This is a genomic window from Microlunatus kandeliicorticis, assembly GCF_014137855.1.
GTDB lineage: Bacteria > Actinomycetota > Actinomycetes > Propionibacteriales > Propionibacteriaceae > Microlunatus > Microlunatus kandeliicorticis.
Genome location: NZ_JACGWT010000006.1, coordinates 14,875 through 33,951, shown reverse-complemented (window position 1 = coordinate 33,951; position 19,077 = coordinate 14,875). Strand labels below are relative to the sequence as shown.

The window sequence follows — 19,077 nt, the reverse complement described above, 5'->3', positions numbered from 1 at the left end:
GGGCCGCGGCCGGGGTGGCGCTCGACGCCTGGTGCGGCTGTGACGGATGAGGCACAATGGGCCGCAGCGGTCCACCGCGGTTTCGAGGATGCAGGGGAAGGCAGACCTCGAGCCTTGGAGGAGCGCATGAGCACGACCCGTGGTGTCCTGTACATCCACTCCGCGCCGTCGGCGCTGTGCCCGCACGTCGAGTGGGCCGTCGGCGGTGTCTTCGGCCTGCCCGTCCACTTCGACTGGACCGGGCAGCCGGCCGAGCGCGCCTCGTACCGCACGGAGTACTCCTGGAGCGGCCCGACCGGGACCGCCGCGCGGCTGACCAGCGCGCTCAAGGGCTGGCAGCGCCTGCGTTTCGAGGTCACCGAGGAGGCGACCGCGGCCACCGAGGCGGCGCGGTACTCCTACACCCCGCGGCTCGGCATCTTCCACGCCGTCACCGGCCTGCACGGCGACATCATGGTGCCCGAGGACCGGCTGAAGAAGGCGATCCTCACCGAGGCGCTCGGCGGCGCCGACCTGGCCACCAGCCTCGACGAGCTGCTCGGGCGTCCGTGGGACGAGGAGCTCGAACCCTTCCGGCACGCCGGTGACGGCGCCCCCGTCCGCTGGCTGCACCAGGTCGGCTGAGACCGTCCGACTGCCCTCGCCCTCGCGTCCTCCCGCCTCGCCCGCCGTCCTTCGATCCGACGTCGCACACCCTGCGACCACCTCGCACACCCTGCGGCGACCTCGCACCCACCCCCAGACCCGACGTCGCACACCCTGCGGCCACCTCGCACCGCGTATAGGGCGTGCGACGTGGCACCAGCCGGTGCGAGGTGGCGGGCTGGGTTCGGCCAGGCAGGGGCGGGTGAGCGGGCCGGACGGCGTTGCCTAGGCTCGATCGGGTGTTCACCACCCGACCCGAGCTCCGCGGCACCTTCGGCATGGTGGGCAGCACCCACTGGTTGGCCAGTCAGGCCGGGATGGCCGTCCTCGAGGAGGGCGGCAACGCCTTCGACGCCGCGGTGGCCGCCGGCTTCGTGCTCCAGGTCGTCGAGCCGCACCTCAACGGACCCGGCGGCGACGCCACCCTGATCCTGCGTCCGGCCGGCGGGGAGCCGGTGGTGCTGTGCGGACAGGGACCGGCGCCGGCCGCCGCCGACGTCGACCGCTACCGGGCCGAGGGCCTCGAGGTCGTGCCGGGCACCGGGCTGCTCGCCGCCGCGATCCCCGGCGCCACGCCGGCCTGGCTCACGCTGTTGCGCGACCACGGGACCCTCGAACCCGCGCGGGTGCTCCGCTTCGCGCTCGGGTACGCCGAGGACGGCCACCCGGTGCTCGACCAGGTCGTCCGCACCGTCCGCGGGATGGAGCGCACCTTCCGCGACCACTGGCCGACCTCGGCCGCGCACTGGCTGCCGGTGCTCGACGCCGTCGGCCGGCACGGCGGGACCGGGACGATCGTCCGCTACCCGGCGCTCGCCGCCACCTACCGCCGGCTGCTCGACGCTGCCGTGGGGCCGACCCGCGAGGCCCGCTGCGAGGCGATGCTGACCGCCTGGTCGGAGGGCTTCGTCGCCGAGGAGATCGAGGCGTTCGTCCGGACCGCGGTGGTCGACGCCAGCGGCAGCCCGCACGCCGGGGTGCTGACCGGCGCCGACCTCGCCGGTTTCCGTCCCGGCTACGAGCCGCCGGCCAACGCCGACTGGCGCGGCCACACGATCGTCAAAGCCGGGCTGTGGTCGCAGGGTCCGAGCTTCCTGCAGACCCTCGGGCTGCTCGACCCGTTGCTGCCCGACGGCCCGGAGCTGCTCGACGCGTTCGCCCACGACGGCGCGCTGGTGCACACCGTGCTCGAGGCGCTCCAGCTCGCGCTGGCCGACCGCGACGCCTGGTACGGCGACGCCGACCTGACCCCGGGCACCGACGAGGCGGCGGCCCGGCTCGCCGCGCTCCTCGACCCGGCGCGGACCGACGAGCGCCGCCGGCTGATCGGCGCCGAGGCCTCGACCGACCTGCGGCCCGGATCTCTCGGCGGGCACGAGCCCCGGATGGCCGCCGCGGTCCGGCGGTCCGAGGAGCGCACCGACGACCCGACCACCGCGGACACCCGGACGCCGCAGAGCTCCCGGGAGACTGCCCGGCCCGGGCCGGCGCGCGGCGACACCTGCCACCTCGACGTGGTCGACCGGTGGGGCAACGTCCTCACCGCGACCCCGAGCGGCGGCTGGCTGCAGAGCTCGCCGACGATCCCGGCCCTGGGCTTCTGCCTCGGGACCCGGCTGCAGATGACCTGGCTCGAGCCGGGGCTGCCGTCCACCCTGCTGCCGGGACGGCGGCCGCGCACCACGCTGAGCCCGTCGCTCGCGCTGCACCCCGACGGGACGGTCACCGCCTTCGGCACCCCCGGCGGCGACCAGCAGGACCAGTGGCCGCTGGTCTTCTGGCTGACCCACGCGCTCGGCGGCCTCGACCTGCAGGCCGCCATCGACCACCCCAGCTTCAACACCACGGCGATGGTCAGCTCGTTCGACCCGCGGACCTGGCTGCCGGCCGGCGTGGAGATCGAGGGCCGGTTCCCCGCCGCGGTGATCGACGACCTCGCCGCCCGAGGGCACCGGGTCCGCCGGGCACCGGACTGGAGCCTGGGCCGGATCTCGGCGTTGAGCCACGACCCGTCGACCGGGCTGCTCCGCGCCGCGGCCAACCCGCGCGGGATGCAGGGGTACGCGGTCGGTCGCTGAGCGGGAACCGGGACGGTCCCGGACGGCGGGAATGCCCGCCCGCCGGCGACGATTGTCCTGGTCATGAGAGCGATCGGTGTGCGCAGCTGGGGTGGCCCTGACGCGCTCGAGGTGGTGGAGCTGCCCGAGCCGACGACGGGTCCCGGCCAGGTCCGGATCCGGGTGCACGCCGCGGCGGTGAACCCGACCGACACGCTGCTCCGCGCCGGCGCACAGGCCGCCCGGTTCGAGGGGCGGCAGCCGCCGTGGATCCCCGGGATGGACGCGGCCGGCGTGGTCGAGGAGGTCGCGCCCGACGTGGACCGGTTCTCGGTGGGCGACCGGGTGGTCGCGCTGCTGGTGCCGGCCTCGCCGACGGGTGGCGCCTACGCCGAACAGGTCGTGCTGCCGGCGGCGTCGGTGGTCCACCAGCCCGAGGGCGCCACGCAGGCCGAGTCGTCGACGTTGCTGATGAACGCGCTGACCGCCCGGCTGGCGCTCGACGCGGTCGCGCTCGGCGCGGGGGAGACGGTGCTGGTCACCGGGGCGGCAGGTGCCTTTGGCGGGTACGCGGTCGGGTTGGCTCAGGCCGACGGGCTGCGGGTGCTGGCCGACGCCAAGCCCGAGGACGTCGACCTGGTCCGCCGGCTGGGCGCCGACGTGGTGCTGCCGCGGGGCGAGGGGTTCGCCGCCGCCGTCCGCGAGGTGGCGCCGGAGGGGGTCGCCGCGGTGCTCGACGGTGCGCTGTTCAACGAGCAGGCGCTGCCACTGGTCCGACCCGGCGGTGGGCTGGCGGTGGTCCGCGGCTGGGATGCCCCCGCACCGGTGGGCGTGACCGTGCACCCGGTGATGGTCGGCCAGCACGCCACCAAGACCGAGAAGCTCGAGCGGCTCCGCGAGCAGGCATCCGACGGCACCCTGCCGCTCCGGGTGGCCGACGTGCTGCCGGCCAGCCGGGCGGCCGAGGCACACCGGCGGCTCGAGGCCGGCGGCGTCCGGGGCCGGCTGGTGCTCGACCTCACCACGTTCGACTGAGCCGCCCTTCGACAGGCTCAGGGCACGGTGGGCGCGCTCAGGGCATGGCGTCGGGACGCGCGCTGAGCCTGTCGAAGCGCGGTCAGGACTTGAGCTGGCGCAGCGCCTTGCCGTCGTGGGCGGCCTTGGCGCCGGTCTTCTCGCTCTCCACGATGAAGTAGGGCTCGTCCTCGCTCGCGTCGAACTTCTGCTTGGCGAACGTGAACGGCTTGGTCTTGCGTTCGACGATCCTGCCCTGGGTGCGTCCCTGCGAGGTGCCCCAGCTGACCCGGTCTCCGACCTTCATGACCCACCCTTACCCGCGACGGCGGGCCCGGATGCAGCCGGCGACGGTCAGCGGTTCGACGCGTACTGGTTCGTGAAGGCGACGGCGACGTTGTGCCCGCCGAAGCCGAACGAGTTGTTGATCCCGGCGAGGTCGCCCTCGGGCAGCTCGCGGACGCTGGTGGCGATGTCGATCCCGAGACCCGGCTCGGGATCGTCGAGGTTGATCGTCGGCGGCACCTTGCGGTCGTGCAGGGCGAGCAGGGTGGCCATCGACTCCAGCGCGCCGGCGCCCCCGAGAAGGTGACCGGTCATCGACTTGGTCGCGGTGACGACCGCGGTGGTGTCCTGGCCGAGCGCCTCGCGGATCGAGCCGGCCTCGGCGCCGTCACCGGCCGGGGTCGAGGTGGCGTGCGCGTTGACGTGGACGATGTCGCGGGCCTCGAGCCCGGACTCGGCCAGCGCCCGCTTCATCGCCTTGGCCTGGGCGGTGCCGCTCGGGTCGGGCTGGACGATGTCGTAGGCGTCCGCGGTGATCCCGGCGCCGGCCAGCACGCCGTAGATCCGCGCGCCGCGTGCCTGGGCGTGCTCGAGCCGCTCGAGCACGAAGATCGCGCTGCCCTCGGCGAGCACGAAGCCGTCGCGGCCGGTGTCCCAGGGGCGGCTGGCCCGCTCCGGGTCGTCGTTGCGTCGGCTCATCGCCTGCATCTGGCTGAACGCGTTCACGGTGAACGGGTGCACGCACGCCTCGGCGCCGCCGGCGACCACCACGTCGGCGCGGCCGAGCTCGATCATGTCGCGGGCGTCGCTGAGCGCCTCGTTGCTCGACGCGCAGGCCGAGACCGGCGTGTGGACGGTGGCGCGCGCGCCGAGCCGGAGGCTGATGTTGGCCGCGGCCGCGTTGGCCATCAGCATCGGCACGGTCAGCGGGCTGACCCGGCGCGGACCGCGCTCCTTCTGTGCGTCCCACTGGCCGAGGAAGGTGTGCATCCCGCCGATGCCGGTGGCGACCGAGACGCCGAGCCGGTCCCGGTCGACCGGGTTGTCCTCGCCCCAGCCGAAGCCGGCGTCCTCCCAGGCCTCGCGGGCCGCGACCACCGCGACCTGCGAGAACCGGTCGAGCCGCCGGGCCTCGACCCGTTCCAGCTTCTCGGCCGGGTCGACGGCCAGCTGGCCGGCGATCCGCGAGGCCAGATCGGCCGCCCAGTCCGCGGTGATGGCGCTGACCCCGGAACGGCCGGCGAGCATGCCCTCCCAGGTGCTGGCGACGTCACCACCCAGCGGGGTGGTGGCCCCCAGCCCGGTGACGACGACGGTGCTGCGGCTCATGCTCGGTGTCTCCCTGGAACGGCGGACGGGAACGGCGGACGGGAACGGCTGGCTGGCGCGGGAGCGCGTCAGCTCAGGACGCGGCGCGCTCGATGTAGGCGACGGCGTCGCCGACGGTCTTGAGGTTCTTGGCCTCCTCGTCGGGGATGCTCACGCCGAACTTCTCCTCGGCCGCGTAGATGATCTCCACCATCGACAGCGAGTCCACGTCGAGGTCGTCGGTGAACGACTTGTCGAGCTGGACGTCGGAGGCGGGCACACCGGCCACCTCGTTGACGATGTCGGCGAGGTCGGTGCGGATCTCTTCGGTGCTGGGCATGGCTGCTGGTCTCCTCGTGGATGGTGCTGGGTCTGCTGGGGAACTCGCGGGTCGATCTTGCCCGGTCGGCCGTCCCGGGGGAAACCGGGCCGGGTCGAGCCGGACGGTGCGCGGCCGAAGCCGGGCACCGGGCACGGGGGCTGAGCGGCGGCGACGGGCTGCTCAGAGGCCCGCCGGCACCGGGTCGCCGGTGTCGGCCGGGGCGCTGATCTGCCAGCGTGACGCGTGGCAGGCGATGGTGGTCTCGGCGGCGATGCCGCCGTGGCTGCGGACGAAGTCGGCGGCGTCGGGAAGCTGGTCGGGGGTGTTGAGCGCGAACAGCTCGACGCCCTTGAGGTTGCGCTTGGCGATCCCGGTCAGGGTGCCGGCGGGCGGCAGCTCGAGCAGCCCGGTGACGCCGAGCTCGGCCATGGTGGCCAGGCAGAGGTCCCACCGCACCGGGTTGGCGACCTGGGCGACGATCCGGTCGAGCACCTGCCTGCCGTCGCCGACCACCTGGCCGTCGGCGTTGGACAGCAGCCGGGTGCGCGGGTCGTGGGTGGAGATCGAGCGGGCCAGCGCGGTCAGCCGCTCGACCGCGGGACGCATGTGCTCGGTGTGGAAGGCGCCGGCGACGCTCAGCGGGATCAGCCGGGCCCGCGCCGGCGGGTCACCGGCCAGCGCCTCGAGCTGCTCGACGGTGCCGGCGGCGACGATCTGGCCGCTGCCGTTGTGGTTGGCCGGGGTGAGACCGTGCTTCTCGATCGCGGCCAGCACCTCCTCCGGCTTGCCCCCGACCACGGCGGTCATCGAGGTCGGCCGGGCCGCGCTGGCCGCGGCCATCGCCCGGCCGCGCTCGCGCACGAAGACCATCGCCTGCTCGGCGGACAGCACCCCGACGCCGGCGGCGGCGGTGATCTCGCCCACCGAGTGGCCCGCGGCGACCCCGATGAACGGGAACGCGTCGGCCGGGTGCGGGAACAGCTCGAGCGCGGCGAGCAGGCCGGAGGCGACCAGGAGCGGCTGGGCCACCGCGGTGTCGCGGATGGTGGCGGCGTCGGCGGTCGTGCCGTAATCGACCAGGTCGAGCCCGGAGACGGCGGAGAGCCAGTCGAGACGCTCGGCGAAGCTCGACTCCTTCACCCAGGGCGAGAGGAAGCCGGGCGTCTGGGCACCCTGACCGGGCGCGACGATGGCGAGCACGCGTTTACTCTTTCGTGACCTGACGGTGAACGCCGCGCAGCGACACGACGAATCTGCTCGGCGCCGTTTGTGGGATCCCTACAAACGGCTCTGACCATCCCCGCCGGGAGGAGGGACCCGCGAGCGGGCCTCAGTGCGTCTTGCGGCCCGCCCGGAGTCCGTCGAGGGTGGCCTGCACCCGGCGCTCGCGGGTCTCCGGCTTCTTGGCCGACGCCACCCAGGTCGCCCAGTCCTTCTGCTGGCTCGCGGTGAGGCCGGCGAAGTGCGTCCGGGCCGGCTCGTCGCCGGCCAGCGCGGCCGCGAGGTCCTCGGGCACCTCGGTCTCGCGGGGCGCGCTGTCCAGCACCAGCGCGACCCCGACGGTGTCGCCCGCGGCGACCCCGGCCGCGGCCCGGTGCTCCGCGCTGAGCGGGATCATCGTCCGGCCGCCCATGCTGCCCAGGGTGGTGCGGAACGTGTGGGACCCGATCCGCACCCGGACCGCCGGCCGGCGGCCGCCGCCGAGTGCCTCCACCACGGCGGCCGGCACCTCGATCCCGGTGGCGGTCTTCCCGTTGAGCTCGACCACCGCCGTGAAGGTCTGCTCCGGCGTCGGGTCCGGCGTCGGGTCGGGGGTCGGATCGGGCACGGCAGCGTCCTCTCGTCAGGCGGGCTGGTCAGGCGGGCTGGTCAGGCGGTCTCGGCCGGGGGCAGCAGCCGGCCCAGGGTCAGCGCGAGCCGCAAGGCGTAGGCGTCCCGCGCGTCGGTCGGGCTGTAGCCGGTCAGCTCGCCCACCCGGCGGAGCCGATAGCGGACGGTGTTGGCGTGCACGAACAGGGTCCGGGCCGCGCCCTCGACCGAGGACCCCTGGTCGAAGAAGGCCACCAGGGTGTCGATCAGGTCGACCCCGGAGGCGGCCAGCGGGCCGTACAGGTCGCGGGCCAGCGAGCGGCGGGCGTGCCCGTCGCCCGACAGCGCGCGTTCGGGCAGCAGGTCCTGCGCGCTCACCGGCCGCGGTGCCTCGGGCCAGGCCACCGCGGCCCGGAAACCGGACAGCGCCGCCCGGGTGCTCACCGAGGCCTCCATCAGGTGCTCGACCGCCGGGCCGACCACCACCGGTCCGGGGCCGAACTCGTCGACGAACCGGCGGACCACGACCAACGGGTGGTCGGGCTCGGTGAGCCTGTCACCGCCGAGCAGCAGCACCAGCCGGTCGCCCTGGACGGCGCCGAGCAGGTCGATGCCGGCGATCGCCGCCTCGTGCCGGATCGACTCGATGGTCGGGGTGGCCTCGGCCGTCGGTCCCGGCCCGACCACGACGGCCACCGCGGCGGTGGTCTTCCAGCCCAGCGTCGAGGCGCGCGAGAGCACGGTCTCGTCGGTCTCGCCGCGGAGCACCGCGTCGACCACGAGCGCCTCCAGCCGGGCGTCCCAGGCGCCGCGCAGCTCGGCCGCGCGGGCGTAGATCTCGGCGGCGCTGAAGGCGACCTCGCGGCTGTACTGCACGATCGCAGCGTGCAGGAACGGCCGGTCGTTCTTCGGCATCACCTCGTCGATCTGCTCCTCGACCACCTCGATCGTGGTCCGGACCAGCTCGACGGTCTGGAACAGCGAGATCCGGCGGGCCAGCTCGCGGGGCGCGGACCCGAACACCTCGGTGGTGCTCGGCCGGCTGGGGTCCGGGTCCGCGAACCAGCGGACGAAGCCGTCGATGCCGGCCTGGGCGACCAGGGTGATCCAGCTGCGGTGCCGGGCGTCGAGCTGGGAGTACCACTCGTGCCGGGCCTCCATCGCGGTGACCGCTGCGGTGGCCAGCTGCCCGGTGACCGCCGACAGCCGTTTGGCGATCGAGGCCCGGGTCTTGGGCGGGGGCAGCAGCGACTTCGAAATCCCCCGCGAGGTGGCCGCCACGACCGGTGAGCCTAGGGCACGGCTCCGACAGCGGGGTCCCTAAGCTCGGGGACCGTGGAGCTCGGGGCGATCGGCAGCGCGACGCGACCCTCGCCGGTGGAGGCGCTGCGCGAGATCGGCTTCTGGCTCGAGCGGTCACGGGCCGACACGCACCGGGTCAAGGCCTACCGCCGGGCCGCCGACGCCGTCGAGGCGCTGGCTCCCGAGGACTACGCCGCCCACGCCGCCTCGGCCGACTGGAGCGGGCTGACCGGCGTCGGGCCCAAGACCGCGGCGGTGATCACCCAGGCCGTCGAGGGGCGCGTGCCCGACTACCTGCAGCAGCTCCGCGACGACGCCGAGCCGCTCGCCGCGGGCGGCGAGACCGTCCGGGCGGTGCTGCGGGGAGACCTGCACACCCACTCGACCTGGAGCGACGGCGGCAGCCCGCTCGAGGAGATGATGACCACCGCCCGCGCGCTCGGCCACGAGTACTGCGTGATCACCGACCACTCGCCGCGGCTGACCGTGGCCCGTGGGCTGACCGCCGCGCGGCTGCGCGAGCAACTGGCCGTGACCCGCGCGCTCGGTGCCGAGCTGGCACCGTTCCGGGTGCTGCAGGGGATCGAGGTCGACATCCTCGAGGACGGCGGGCTCGACCAGGAGTCCGGTCTGCTCGGCGAGCTCGACGTGGTGGTGGCCAGCGTGCACTCCAAGCTGCGCTCGGACTCGGAGACGATGACCCACCGGATGGTCCGGGCCATCGCCAACCCGCGGGTCAACGTCCTCGGCCACTGCACGGGCCGGTTGATCACCGGCGAGCGCGGCACCCGGCCCGAGTCGTCGTTCGACGCCGAGGTGGTGTTCGAGGCGTGCCGGCAGTTCGGCACCGCGGTGGAGATCAACTCGCGGCCCGAGCGGCGCGACCCGCCCACCCGGTTGCTCCGGCTGGCCTTCGAGATGGGGTGCCTGTTCAGCATCGACACCGACGCACACGCGCCCGGCCAGCTCGACTTCGTCGCCTACGGCTGCGAACGGGCCGAGGCGATGGGCATCCCGCCGGAGCGGATCGTCAACACCTGGCCGGTCGACGAGCTGCTGGCCTGGTGCGGCAGCTGACCCGGTGTTGCGTCGACGGGCCCGCCTAGGCTGGGATCCCAGCCGACGAAGGAGTCGATCATGGCCGAGCCGTCCCACCCCGCCGATCAGGTCCGCGACCCGGGCACCGAGCCCGTCTTCCCGAACGGGGACGACCTGGGTCGGTCGCGCGGCACCGATCTCTACGCCGTCGACGACCTGCTCTCCGACGAGGAGCGGGCCACCCGCGACCGGGTGCGGGCGTTCTGCGACGACGAGCTGATCCCGGTCGCCGGCGACCTGTGGGAGCGCGCCGAGCTGCCGTGGGACCTGCTCAAGAGCTACGGCCGGCTCGGGATCGTCGGCGGCACGGTCAGCGGGCACGGCTCGGCCGGGCTGAGCCCGCTCGCCGACGGCATGATCATCGCCGAGCTGGCCCGCGGTGACGGCAGCTTCAGCACCTTCCACGGTGTCCACTCCGGGTTGGCGATGGGGACCATCGGCCTGCTCGGGTCGGAGGAGCAGCGAGCTCGCTGGCTGCCCGCCATGGCCACCCTGGAGAAGCTCGGGGCCTTCGCGCTGACCGAGCCGAACCACGGCTCCGACGTGGTCGCGCTGGAGACGAGGGCCGAGCGGACCGGGTCCGGCTGGCGGCTGACCGGGGAGAAGCGCTGGATCGGCAACGGCAGCATCGCCGACCTGGTGGTGGTCTGGGCCCGCGACGACGACGGCAAGGTGGGCGCGTTCGTGGTCGAGCACCCGGACGGGGCCGAGCACCCGGTGCCCGGGTACACCGCGCGTCCGATCACCGGCAAGACCGCGCACCGGGCGGTCTGGCAGACCCAGATCCGGCTCGACGGCGTCGAGGTCGGCGCGGACGCCCGGCTGGCCGGGGCGAACTCGTTCTCCGACACCAACCGGGTGTTGGCCCGCACCCGGCAGGGCGTGGCCTGGGAGGCGGTCGGGCACGCCGTCGCCGCCTACGAGGCCGCGCTCACCTACGCCCTGCGGCGCGAGCAGTTCGGCAAGCCGCTCGCCTCGTTCCAGCTGGTGCAGGACAAGCTGAGCCACATGCTGGTCGACATCACCAGCGCCCAGCAGGTCTGCGTCCGGATGAGCCAGCTCGAGACCGGGGGTCGTGCCGAGCTCAAGCACGCGGCGCTGGCCAAGTTGCACACCGCGGCGGCCGCCCGCCGGGTCTGCGCCCTGGCCCGCGACGTGCTCGGCGGCAACGGGATCCTGCTCGACCACCACGTCGCCCGGCACCACGCCGACGTCGAGGCGGTCTTCACCTACGAGGGCACCGACTCGGTGCAGTCGCTGATCGTCGGGCGGGCCGTCACGGGGATCAGCGCCTTCTCCTGAGCCCCGCCGCTCGCATCCGGCACGCGCGACAGCGGTGAAACGACGCCCGAGGACATCGGCCGTCGATGCGGCGCAGACTTCCCCGCTCCGGTCGGCTCTGGCAGGCTGAGCGCTAAGGAAGCGGCCGGCGGGGCACCGGCGGCCGCAGCAGCCGGAGGAAAGGCAGGAGTTCGTTGAGTGCGACGGCACGGCCCGGGGATGGTGAGACCTCGGTCGTCAGCAAGATGGGCCTCAAGCCCGGGTTGGTGGTTCAGGAGCTCGGGTGGGACGAGGACGCCGATGACGACATCAGGGTGGCCATCGAGGACGCCGTCGACGGCGAGCTCGTCGAGGAGGCGATGGAGGCGGTCGACGTCGTGCTGCTCTGGTGGCGCGACGGGGACGGCGACCTGGTCGACGGCCTGGTCGACGCGCTGACCGACCTCGACGACTCCGGCTACATCTGGCTGCTCACGCCCAAGGTCGGTCGGGACGGGTTCGTCGACGCCACCGACGTCGCCGAGGGCGCGGTGACCGCCGGGCTGGCGGTGACCAGTACCTTCTCGCTCTCCTCGGACTGGTCGGCCAGCAAGCTGGTGCCGCCGAAGGGGTCGCGCCGGTGACCCGTGGTCGCTGACCGCCTCGCGGCGGACGCCGTCCGCGACTTCTCGCTGCCCGACACCCACGGGGTCGAGCGGCGGCTCAGCGCGCTGCGCGGCCGGCCCGTGGCGTTGGTCTTCTTCCCGTTCGCCTTCACCGCGGTCTGCACCGGTGAGCTGCGCGAGCTGTCCGCCGGCTATCCGGCGGTCCGGGAGGCGGGTGCCGAGGTGCTGGCGATCTCCACCGACACCCGGTACGCGCTCCGCGTCTTCGCCGAGACCGAGGGCTTCGTCTTCCCGCTGCTCAGCGACTTCTGGCCGCACGGGGCGGTCGCGCAGCGCTTCCACGCCTTCGACGCCGGCCGCGGTTGTGCCACCCGCGCCACCGTGCTGCTCGACGCCGAGCAGCGGATCGTCTCGGTCGACCGCGCCCGGATCAGCGCCACCCGCGACATCACCGCCGAGCTGGCCCGGTTGGCGGGCAGGAGCGGCGTGTGAAGGTGGCGGATGACGACCCGCTGGCCCGGATGTTCGAGCGCCGGCTGCGTCGCGCCGCGCGCTGGAGTCGCCTCCCGCCGAGAGTGCAGCACGCTGCCTACGTCGTGCTCCAACCAGTGATGCACTGGGGCGCACGCGGGACGTGTCGGATTCCGAGCCTCTGCTTTGCAGACTCCGAGCGGCTCGCTCGTGACGATCGCGCGGCTGGATCGGCGCCCGCCGACCTGCTTGGATGACCCGGCGACGTCCGCGGGCGCATAGCTCAGTTGGTTAGAGCACCTGCCTTACAAGCAGGGGGTCAGGGGTTCGAGTCCCTTTGCGCCCACCGACCACCCCGGCGGTGGGGCGGGTCCGTCCCTCAGGACGACAGCGCCATCCCCGGCACCCGACGACGGATCGCCTCGAGCTCGGCCTCGTCGGACACGCCCTGCCAGTCGTACCGCGGGGTGTAGGGCGCCTCGAGCGCCCGGAGCTCGTCGTCGGTCAGCTCGATCGACAGCGAGGCGACCGCGTCGTCGATCTGCTGGGTGGTGCCGGCGCCGACCAGGGGAGCGGTGACCACCGGCTGGTGCCGGAGCCAGGCCAGGGCCACCTGCGCCCGGCTCACGCCGCGCGCCGCGGCGACCCGGCCGACGGCCTCGACGACGGCCCGGTCCGACTCCTGCTGGGTGGGCGGATAGAGCAGGTCGGCGTAAGCGCCGTCGGTCTCCGACCGGGCGGTCGACCGGGCCTCGTCCCAGGCCCGCGCCAGCCGCCCCCGGGCCAGCGGGCTCCACACGATGGCGCCGACGCCCTCGTCGAGGCAGAGCGGGATCATCTCGCGCTCCTCCTCGCGGGCCAGCAGGTTGTAGTGGTCCTGCATCGAGACGAACCGCGCCCAGCCGTGCTCGCGCTGCAGGTGCAGCGCCTTGGCGAACTCCCAGGCGTGCATCGAGGACGCGCCGAGATAGCGGACCTTACCGGCCCGGACCAGGTCGTCGAGCGCCTCGAGGGTCTCCTCCCACGGCGTGGCGTGGTCGTTGCGGTGGATCTGGTAGAGGTCGATGTAGTCGGTGCCGAGCCGCCGCAGCGAGTGCTCGACCTCGGTCATCACCGCCTTGCGCGACAGGCCGCGGCCGTTAGGACCGAGCCGCATGGGGTGACGCAGCTTGGTGGCGATGACCACGGCGTCGCGGTCGGCGAAGTCGCGCAGCGCTCGGCCGAGGATCTCCTCGCTCGACCCGTTCGAGTACAGGTTGGCGGTGTCGAAGAGGTTGATGCCGGCCTCGAGGGCGTGCCGGATCAGCGGTCGCGCCTCGTCCTCGTCCTTCGACCAGACCGGGTGGCCGCGGTCGGGCTCGCCGTAGCTCATCGCGCCGATGGCGATCGGTGACACGTCCAGGCCGGTGCGGCCCAGCTTGAGGTAGTCCACAGTGCTCCTCTAGGTTAGGTGGAGAGTTCTCCGGAAAGTTACCGGAGAGCTCTCCGAATAGCAAGGAGGAGCCGTGGTCCGAGCCGACGCCCGGGAGAACCGGGCCCGCATCCTGGCGGTGGCCCGCGAAGCCTTCGCGACCGACGGTCAGACCTCGCTCAACCAGGTCGCGCAGCGGGCCGGGGTCGGGCCGGGCACGCTCTACCGCCACTTCGCGACCCGTGAGGACCTGGTGCTCGCCGTCTACCAGGAGGAGGTCGAGCGGCTGGTCGGCACCGTGCCCGAGCTGCTGGCGACCCGGACGCCGATCGAGGCTCTCCGGGAGTGGATCACCGAGCTGGTCGAGGCGATGCGTCGCAAGCACGGCCTCGGTGACGCGCTCGGTCCCGGGGCCCGGGCGGCCGCCAACGAGCAGAACCGCGGCCCGGTGGTCGCCGCGATCGCGGCGATCCTCGACGCCGGCAGGGCCGACGGCACCATCCGGGCCGACGTCGACGCCGGGGACGTGCTGCAGCTGACCGCCGGGCTCTGGCGTGCCGCGCCGGGACCCGACGACCGCTCACCACGGATGCTCGGCCTGATCCTCGACGGCCTGCGCGCGCAACCCGAGCGCTGACGGGGCGCTGACCGGGGCCCGGGCGCATCGGGGGAATCACCCATTGCTCCGGCACCGCAACGAACTAGATTGGCGGCATGTCCGACGACGAGGTGGCCGTCCTGCGCGAGGCCCTGACCTCCCACCAGGCGATGGTCACCGGGGCCCTCGCCGGCAACGACCAGGTGGACATCCGGCGGGCCTTCGCGATCCACGCCGACATGGCCCGCATCCTCGCCCAGTGGGACACCTACTCGGCCCACGAGCAGCGCGAGATCGTCAAGACGGTGCAGTACATCATCGACACCGAGGACGACGACAACGACCTGACCAGCCCGGACGGCTTCCTGGACGACATGGCCCGGGTCGACCGGCTGCAGCAGCTGCTCGGCTTCGTCTGACCCCGGCGGTGAACCGCGGCTGGCGTCTCGGCCTCGGGGCCGCGGCAGGGCTGGTCGGTCTGCTCGGCTCGGTCCGGCTGGTGGCCACGGCGTTCGCCAGTCCGCTCGCGTGGCTCCCGGTGCTGCTGGTGATGCTCGGCTGGTGCGCAATCACCGCCCGGACGGCGGAGCTCCGCCGGACCGGCCCCCGGAATGCCGCGACGGTGGCCGGCCTGGTGCTCGTCGGTGCCGTCGGTGGCTGGTTCGGGACCGGCGGACCGGTGCTCGCGCTCGTCTGCTCGCTGGCCGGCTACCTCGTGCTGCGGCGCGGTCCGCTGCTCGTCGCCGCGGCCGCCGACCGGCGTCCGCTCCGCTGGCGTCGCGACGACTGAGCCCGACGACCGGTCAGGCGGTGCCGAACCGCGCGTCGCCGAGCGCGAGCGCGGCCGCGCCGAGGATCCCGGCGTTCTCGAGCTCGGCCGGGCGCACCTCGAGCGGCTGGACGAAGGGGAGTGCGGCGAAGTCCTCGAGGTGGCGGCGCAGCGGGTCGAAGACCACGGCGCCCGCCTTGGACACCCCGCCGCCGAGCACGAAGGTGCGGATGTCGAGGTTGGTGGCGGTGGAGGCGATCCCCGCGGCCAACGCACGCATCCCGTGGTCGATCACCGCCACCGCGACCGGGTGCCCGGCCCGGGCGTCCGCGGTCAGCGCCTGGGCGTCGGTGCCGCCGTCCCAGCCGCGGGCGCGGGCCTCGGCCACCATCGCCGGGCCGCGGGCGTACATCTCGACGCAGCCGTGGCACCCACAGACGCACCGCTCGCCCCAGGCGTTGACGCTGATGTGGCCGAGGTGCACCGAGTTGCCGGTGACGCCGGTGAACAGCCGGTTGTCGATCACCGCGCCGCCGCCGACGCCGGTGGACAGCACCATCCCGACCATCGACGTCCAGTCCCGGCCGGCGCCGAGCCAGTGCTCGCCCAGGGCGAAGCAGTGCCCGTCGCCGGCCAGCCCGACCGCCACCGTCTCCGGTGCGGCGTCGACCGCGGCGGCCACCACCGTCCGGACCCGGTCGACGATCGGGTAGCGACGCCAGCCGGGGATGTTGACCGGTGAGATCGTCCCCGCCGGGCCGTCGATCGGGCCGGCCGAACCGATCCCGACGCGCACCGGCCCGTCCCAGGAGGCGTCCGCGGCGATCCGGGCGATCGCGGCGGCAGCCGGGGCGAAGATCGCCTCCGGGTCGAGCGTCGCGGGGGTCGGGGCCTGGGCCTCGGTGACCACCGTGCCGCTCGCGTCGATCACCGCGACCGCGATCTTGGTGCCGCCGATGTCGATCGCCAGGACGTGCTCGGTCATCGGCGTGCTCACTCCTGGCTGGTGCGGGGCCCGGCGGGCCGTCCGGGTCGGCGGAGAGCCTAACCGGTGGCTGCCGGTCGGTAGAGTGGACGTTTGTGGCTACCGACTTCCCTGCAGCGCTCGCCGACCTCGGCCGGGCGCTCTCCTCGATCGAGGCGGTGATCGACCCCGAGGCCAAGCGCAAGGAGATCGCCGAGCTCGAGGCCGAGGTCGCGCGTCCGGACCTCTGGGACGACCAGGACAACGCCCAGCAGGTCACCAGCAAGCTGTCGGGTCTGCAGGGCGAGCTCGAGCGGGTGACCTCGCTGCGCCGCCGGCTCGACGACGTCGGCGTGCTGGCCGAGCTGGCCCAGGCCGAGGGCGACGCCGAGTCGCTCGAGGAGGCCGACAAGGAGCTGGCCAGCCTGCGCAGCTCGATCGAGTCGCTCGAGGTGCGCACCCTGCTGTCGGGGGAGTACGACCCGCGCGAGGCGCTGGTCACCATCCGCTCCGAGGCCGGTGGCGTCGACGCCGCCGACTTCGCCTCGATGCTGCTGCGGATGTACCTGCGCTGGGCCGAGCGGCACCACTTCTCGACCGAGGTCTACGACGTCTCCTACGCCGAGGAGGCGGGGATCAAGTCAGCCACCTTCACCGTCCGGGCGCCGTTCGCCTACGGCACCCTCTCGGTCGAGCAGGGCACCCACCGGCTGGTGCGGATCAGCCCGTTCGACAACCAGGGCCGGCGCCAGACCTCGTTCGCCGGTGTCGAGGTGCTCCCGGTGACCGAGGCCGCCGACCACATCGACATCCCCGAGGGCGACCTGCGGATCGACGTGTTCCGCAGCTCCGGGCCCGGCGGCCAGAGCGTCAACACCACCGACTCGGCGGTTCGGATCACCCACCTGCCCACCGGCATCGTGGTGTCCTGCCAGAACGAGAAGAGCCAGCTGCAGAACAAGGCCGCCGCGCTCCGGGTGCTGCAGTCGCGGCTGCTGGAGAAGGCCCGCCAGGACCGCGAGGCCGAGATGAACGCGCTCCGCGGCGACGGCGGCAACTCCTGGGGCGCGCAGATGCGGTCCTACGTCCTGCACCCCTACCAGATGGTCAAGGACCTGCGGACCGAGTTCGAGACCTCGAGCCCCGACGCCGTCTTCGACGGCGAGATCGACGGCTTCCTCGACTCCGGCATCCGCTGGCGCAAGACCCACGAGGTCGCCACCGCCGGCTGAGCCCGACGCGCCCCGGCCCGGCAAATCCCGGGACCTGAGATTCCCTCACCTACACTCGGAGCGGCCGTCACCCGGCGCGGAAACCGCGCGTCGTCCCCGTCCCCGACCCCGGCCGGCAGAGCAGCTGTGATCAGATTCGAGAACGTCTCCAAGGTCTACGACGGCCAGCGCCGCGCCGCGCTGTCGAACGTCGACGTCGAGATCGACAAGGGCGAGTTCGTCTTCCTGGTCGGCGCCTCCGGTTCCGGCAAGTCGACGTTCCTGCGGCTGATCCTGCGCGAGCTCCGCAGCACCCGCGGACGGGTGTTCGTCGCCGGTCGCGACCTGTCCAAGCTGCACAGCTGGAAGGTGCCGGCGATGCGCCGCCAGATCGGCACCGTCTTCCAGGACTTCCGGCTGCTGCCCAACAAGACCGTCCACGAGAACGTCGCCTTCGCGCTGCAGGTGATCGGCAAGTCGAACGCGACGATCAAGCGCGTGGTGCCCGAGGTGCTCGACCTGGTCGGGCTCGACGGCAAGGGCGACCGGCGTCCCGACGAGCTCTCCGGCGGCGAGCAGCAGCGGGTGGCGATCGCCCGCGCGTTCGTCAACCGGCCGATGATCCTGATCGCCGACGAGCCGACCGGCAACCTCGATCCGGCCACCAGCGTGGGGATCATGAAGCTGCTCGACCGGATCAACCGTGCCGACACCACGGTGCTGATGGCCACCCACGACTCCACCATCGTCGACCAGATGCGCAAGCGCGTGATCGAGCTCGACGACGGCGAGGTGGTGCGGGACCAGAGCCGCGGCGTCTACGGCTACCAGACGTAAGGAAGATCAGGAACGATGCGTCTCCGTCACATCTTCGCCGAGGCCGGTGCTGGTCTGCGCCGCAACCTCACCATGACCCTCGCGGTGATCATGACCATGTGGGTGTCGCTGTCGCTGTTCGGCACCGGCATCCTCGCCCAGCAAGAGGTCAACCTGGTCAAGGGCAAGTGGTACGACAAGATCGAGATCACCGTCTTCCTGTGCTCCAAGGTGACGCAGGGCGACAACTGCGACCCGGGTCAGGACGTGACCACCGCGCAGAAGGCGACGATCCTGCAGGCCCTGCAGTCGAACCCCGAGGTCGCGACGGTCATCTACGAGAGCAAGGCCGAGGCGTTCGCCGAGTTCCAGAAGGCCTACGAGGGCAACCCGCTGCAGGGCTCGTTGACCGAGGACCAGATGCAGGAGTCCTACCGGGTCAAGCTCAAGAACCCCGAGCAGTACGAGGGGGTGGTGAGCGCGGTCGGCGGGCTGCCGGGGGTGCAGACCGTCCAGGACCTGCGGAAGTTCCTCGATCCGTTCTTCAGCTGGGTGAACCTGTTGCAACGCGGGACGATCATCGCCTCGGTGCTGCTGCTGGCCGCTGCCGCGCTGCAGATCGGCAACACCATCCGGCTCGCCGCGTTCGCCCGAAGACGCGAGATCGGCATCATGCGGCTGGTCGGGGCGAGCAACTTCTACATCACGCTGCCCTTCCTGCTCGAGTCGGTGATCGCCTCGCTGGTGGGCATCGGTCTGGCCTGCGGGACGCTCGCGGCCGGCGTCTACTTCATCGTCATCCGCAAGGCCCGGGTGTCGATCCAGTCGATCGGCTGGATCGGCTGGAACCAGGCCGGGCTGTCGATGGCCTTCGTCGCGCTCGTCGGTCTGTTGCTGGCGGTCGTGCCGACCTTGATCACGACCAGGAAGTACCTCCGGGTGTGAGAGGCGCCCGGGCGATGTGTGTGGAGCAGGTGGACAGCACCTGAACGATTCGGCCGACGCGGGCACCGGGGGTGTCCCGTTCCGGTCGACCGAACGAGGGGACAGCTGTGGTTCCGGATCTTCCCTACGCCGATGGCGTTCCGGACAGCAGCGGGGAGGCGTTCGT

At 73.1% G+C, this 19,077-nt stretch carries 21 protein-coding genes and 1 tRNA gene; 14 read left to right on the top strand and 8 right to left on the bottom strand.

Going from position 1 to position 19,077, the window contains the following annotated elements; genetic code table 11:
* Positions 1–126 precede the first annotated feature (126 nt).
* The 3 genes from FHX74_RS16950 (at position 127) to FHX74_RS16940 (ending at position 3,737) form a co-directional block, all read left to right on the top strand.
* Positions 127–624: a DUF3145 domain-containing protein gene (locus FHX74_RS16950; RefSeq protein WP_182561400.1), complete on the top strand. Its 498-nt coding sequence runs from the start codon at positions 127–129 to the stop codon at positions 622–624.
* Between the two features lie 260 nt (positions 625–884).
* Positions 885–2,723, top strand: a complete 1,839-nt coding sequence (locus FHX74_RS16945) for a gamma-glutamyltransferase family protein (RefSeq protein ID WP_182561399.1) — start codon at positions 885–887, stop codon at positions 2,721–2,723.
* A gap of 63 nt (positions 2,724–2,786) precedes the next feature.
* A complete protein-coding gene (locus tag FHX74_RS16940) occupies positions 2,787–3,737 on the top strand; it encodes an NADP-dependent oxidoreductase (protein WP_182561398.1) in 951 nt (316 codons plus the stop codon).
* 82 nt (positions 3,738–3,819) lie between these two features.
* Here FHX74_RS16940 and FHX74_RS16935 read toward each other — a convergent pair whose 3' ends face one another.
* The 6 genes from FHX74_RS16935 to FHX74_RS16910 all read right to left on the bottom strand — a co-directional run bounded on the left by FHX74_RS16935 (position 3,820) and on the right by FHX74_RS16910 (position 8,721).
* Entirely contained in the window at positions 3,820–4,023 is a 204-nt protein-coding gene (locus tag FHX74_RS16935) for a hypervirulence associated TUDOR domain-containing protein (protein WP_182561397.1), read from the bottom strand.
* A gap of 47 nt (positions 4,024–4,070) precedes the next feature.
* A complete protein-coding gene (locus tag FHX74_RS16930) occupies positions 4,071–5,330 on the bottom strand; it encodes a beta-ketoacyl-[acyl-carrier-protein] synthase family protein (RefSeq protein WP_182561396.1) in 1,260 nt (419 codons plus the stop codon).
* Between the two features lie 73 nt (positions 5,331–5,403).
* The gene (locus FHX74_RS16925; RefSeq protein WP_182561395.1) at positions 5,404–5,649 is read right to left on the bottom strand and encodes an acyl carrier protein; all 246 of its coding nucleotides are present in this window, start codon (positions 5,647–5,649) and stop codon (positions 5,404–5,406) included.
* A 162-nt stretch (positions 5,650–5,811) separates the two neighbouring features.
* Positions 5,812–6,831: an ACP S-malonyltransferase gene (locus FHX74_RS16920; protein ID WP_182561394.1), complete on the bottom strand. Its 1,020-nt coding sequence runs from the start codon at positions 6,829–6,831 to the stop codon at positions 5,812–5,814.
* A gap of 130 nt (positions 6,832–6,961) precedes the next feature.
* Positions 6,962–7,459 (bottom strand): YdeI/OmpD-associated family protein, encoded by a 498-nt coding sequence (locus FHX74_RS21190; RefSeq protein WP_328823888.1) that lies wholly within the window; start codon positions 7,457–7,459, stop codon positions 6,962–6,964.
* Between the two features lie 41 nt (positions 7,460–7,500).
* Entirely contained in the window at positions 7,501–8,721 is a 1,221-nt protein-coding gene (locus FHX74_RS16910; RefSeq protein ID WP_328823887.1) for a PucR family transcriptional regulator, read from the bottom strand.
* Positions 8,722–8,775: 54 nt separating this feature from the next.
* Here FHX74_RS16910 and FHX74_RS16905 point away from each other — a divergent pair, with 54 nt between their 5' ends.
* From FHX74_RS16905 to FHX74_RS16885, 5 genes are all read left to right on the top strand, one after another.
* Positions 8,776–9,819: a PHP domain-containing protein gene (locus tag FHX74_RS16905; protein WP_328823886.1), complete on the top strand. Its 1,044-nt coding sequence runs from the start codon at positions 8,776–8,778 to the stop codon at positions 9,817–9,819.
* A 60-nt stretch (positions 9,820–9,879) separates the two neighbouring features.
* Positions 9,880–11,142, top strand: a complete 1,263-nt coding sequence (locus FHX74_RS16900) for an acyl-CoA dehydrogenase family protein (protein ID WP_182561393.1) — start codon at positions 9,880–9,882, stop codon at positions 11,140–11,142.
* Between the two features lie 173 nt (positions 11,143–11,315).
* Positions 11,316–11,744: a DUF3052 domain-containing protein gene (locus FHX74_RS16895; RefSeq protein WP_235970895.1), complete on the top strand. Its 429-nt coding sequence runs from the start codon at positions 11,316–11,318 to the stop codon at positions 11,742–11,744.
* Between the two features lie 3 nt (positions 11,745–11,747).
* Positions 11,748–12,218, top strand: coding sequence for a redoxin domain-containing protein (locus tag FHX74_RS16890; RefSeq protein WP_182561392.1), 471 nt, complete (start codon positions 11,748–11,750; stop codon positions 12,216–12,218).
* 251 nt (positions 12,219–12,469) lie between these two features.
* A tRNA-Val gene (locus FHX74_RS16885) sits at positions 12,470–12,543 on the top strand.
* Between the two features lie 33 nt (positions 12,544–12,576).
* On the opposite strand, the gene FHX74_RS16880 is transcribed toward FHX74_RS16885, so the two are convergent.
* Positions 12,577–13,629 carry an aldo/keto reductase gene (locus FHX74_RS16880; protein ID WP_182561391.1) on the bottom strand — a complete coding sequence of 351 codons (1,053 nt, stop codon included), beginning with the start codon at positions 13,627–13,629 and terminating at the stop codon, positions 12,577–12,579.
* Positions 13,630–13,702: 73 nt separating this feature from the next.
* Between FHX74_RS16880 and FHX74_RS16875 the strand changes: the two genes are divergently transcribed.
* The 3 genes from FHX74_RS16875 (at position 13,703) to FHX74_RS16865 (ending at position 14,996) form a co-directional block, all read left to right on the top strand.
* Positions 13,703–14,245: a TetR/AcrR family transcriptional regulator gene (locus FHX74_RS16875; RefSeq protein WP_182561390.1), complete on the top strand. Its 543-nt coding sequence runs from the start codon at positions 13,703–13,705 to the stop codon at positions 14,243–14,245.
* 77 nt (positions 14,246–14,322) lie between these two features.
* Positions 14,323–14,625: a hypothetical protein gene (locus tag FHX74_RS16870; protein ID WP_182561389.1), complete on the top strand. Its 303-nt coding sequence runs from the start codon at positions 14,323–14,325 to the stop codon at positions 14,623–14,625.
* 8 nt (positions 14,626–14,633) lie between these two features.
* Positions 14,634–14,996, top strand: coding sequence for a hypothetical protein (locus FHX74_RS16865; RefSeq protein WP_182561388.1), 363 nt, complete (start codon positions 14,634–14,636; stop codon positions 14,994–14,996).
* A gap of 13 nt (positions 14,997–15,009) precedes the next feature.
* Here FHX74_RS16865 and FHX74_RS16860 read toward each other — a convergent pair whose 3' ends face one another.
* The gene (locus FHX74_RS16860; RefSeq protein ID WP_328823885.1) at positions 15,010–15,972 is read right to left on the bottom strand and encodes an ROK family protein; all 963 of its coding nucleotides are present in this window, start codon (positions 15,970–15,972) and stop codon (positions 15,010–15,012) included.
* Positions 15,973–16,055: 83 nt separating this feature from the next.
* On the opposite strand from FHX74_RS16860, the gene prfB reads away from it, so the two are divergent.
* The 3 genes from prfB to ftsX all read left to right on the top strand — a co-directional run bounded on the left by prfB (position 16,056) and on the right by ftsX (position 18,911).
* On the top strand, positions 16,056–17,171 hold the full coding sequence (prfB, locus tag FHX74_RS16855) for a peptide chain release factor 2 (protein WP_182561387.1): 1,116 nt from the start codon (positions 16,056–16,058) through the stop codon (positions 17,169–17,171).
* Between the two features lie 126 nt (positions 17,172–17,297).
* On the top strand, positions 17,298–17,987 hold the full coding sequence (gene ftsE, locus FHX74_RS16850; protein ID WP_182561386.1) for a cell division ATP-binding protein FtsE: 690 nt from the start codon (positions 17,298–17,300) through the stop codon (positions 17,985–17,987).
* Positions 17,988–18,002: 15 nt separating this feature from the next.
* Positions 18,003–18,911: a permease-like cell division protein FtsX gene (gene ftsX / locus FHX74_RS16845; protein ID WP_220484138.1), complete on the top strand. Its 909-nt coding sequence runs from the start codon at positions 18,003–18,005 to the stop codon at positions 18,909–18,911.
* Positions 18,912–19,077: the final 166 nt, after the last annotated feature.

Coding starts and splice junctions, on each gene's coding strand:
- FHX74_RS16925 (WP_182561395.1), bottom strand. CDS start 5,649: ATGCCCAGCACCGAAGAGATCCGCACCGACCTCGCCGACATCGTCAAC.
- FHX74_RS16930 (WP_182561396.1), bottom strand. CDS start 5,330: ATGAGCCGCAGCACCGTCGTCGTCACCGGGCTGGGGGCCACCACCCCG.
- FHX74_RS16935 (WP_182561397.1), bottom strand. CDS start 4,023: ATGAAGGTCGGAGACCGGGTCAGCTGGGGCACCTCGCAGGGACGCACC.
- FHX74_RS16940 (WP_182561398.1), top strand. CDS start 2,787: ATGAGAGCGATCGGTGTGCGCAGCTGGGGTGGCCCTGACGCGCTCGAG.
- FHX74_RS16900 (WP_182561393.1), top strand. CDS start 9,880: ATGGCCGAGCCGTCCCACCCCGCCGATCAGGTCCGCGACCCGGGCACC.
- FHX74_RS16870 (WP_182561389.1), top strand. CDS start 14,323: ATGTCCGACGACGAGGTGGCCGTCCTGCGCGAGGCCCTGACCTCCCAC.
- FHX74_RS16950 (WP_182561400.1), top strand. CDS start 127: ATGAGCACGACCCGTGGTGTCCTGTACATCCACTCCGCGCCGTCGGCG.
- ftsX (WP_220484138.1), top strand. CDS start 18,003: ATGCGTCTCCGTCACATCTTCGCCGAGGCCGGTGCTGGTCTGCGCCGC.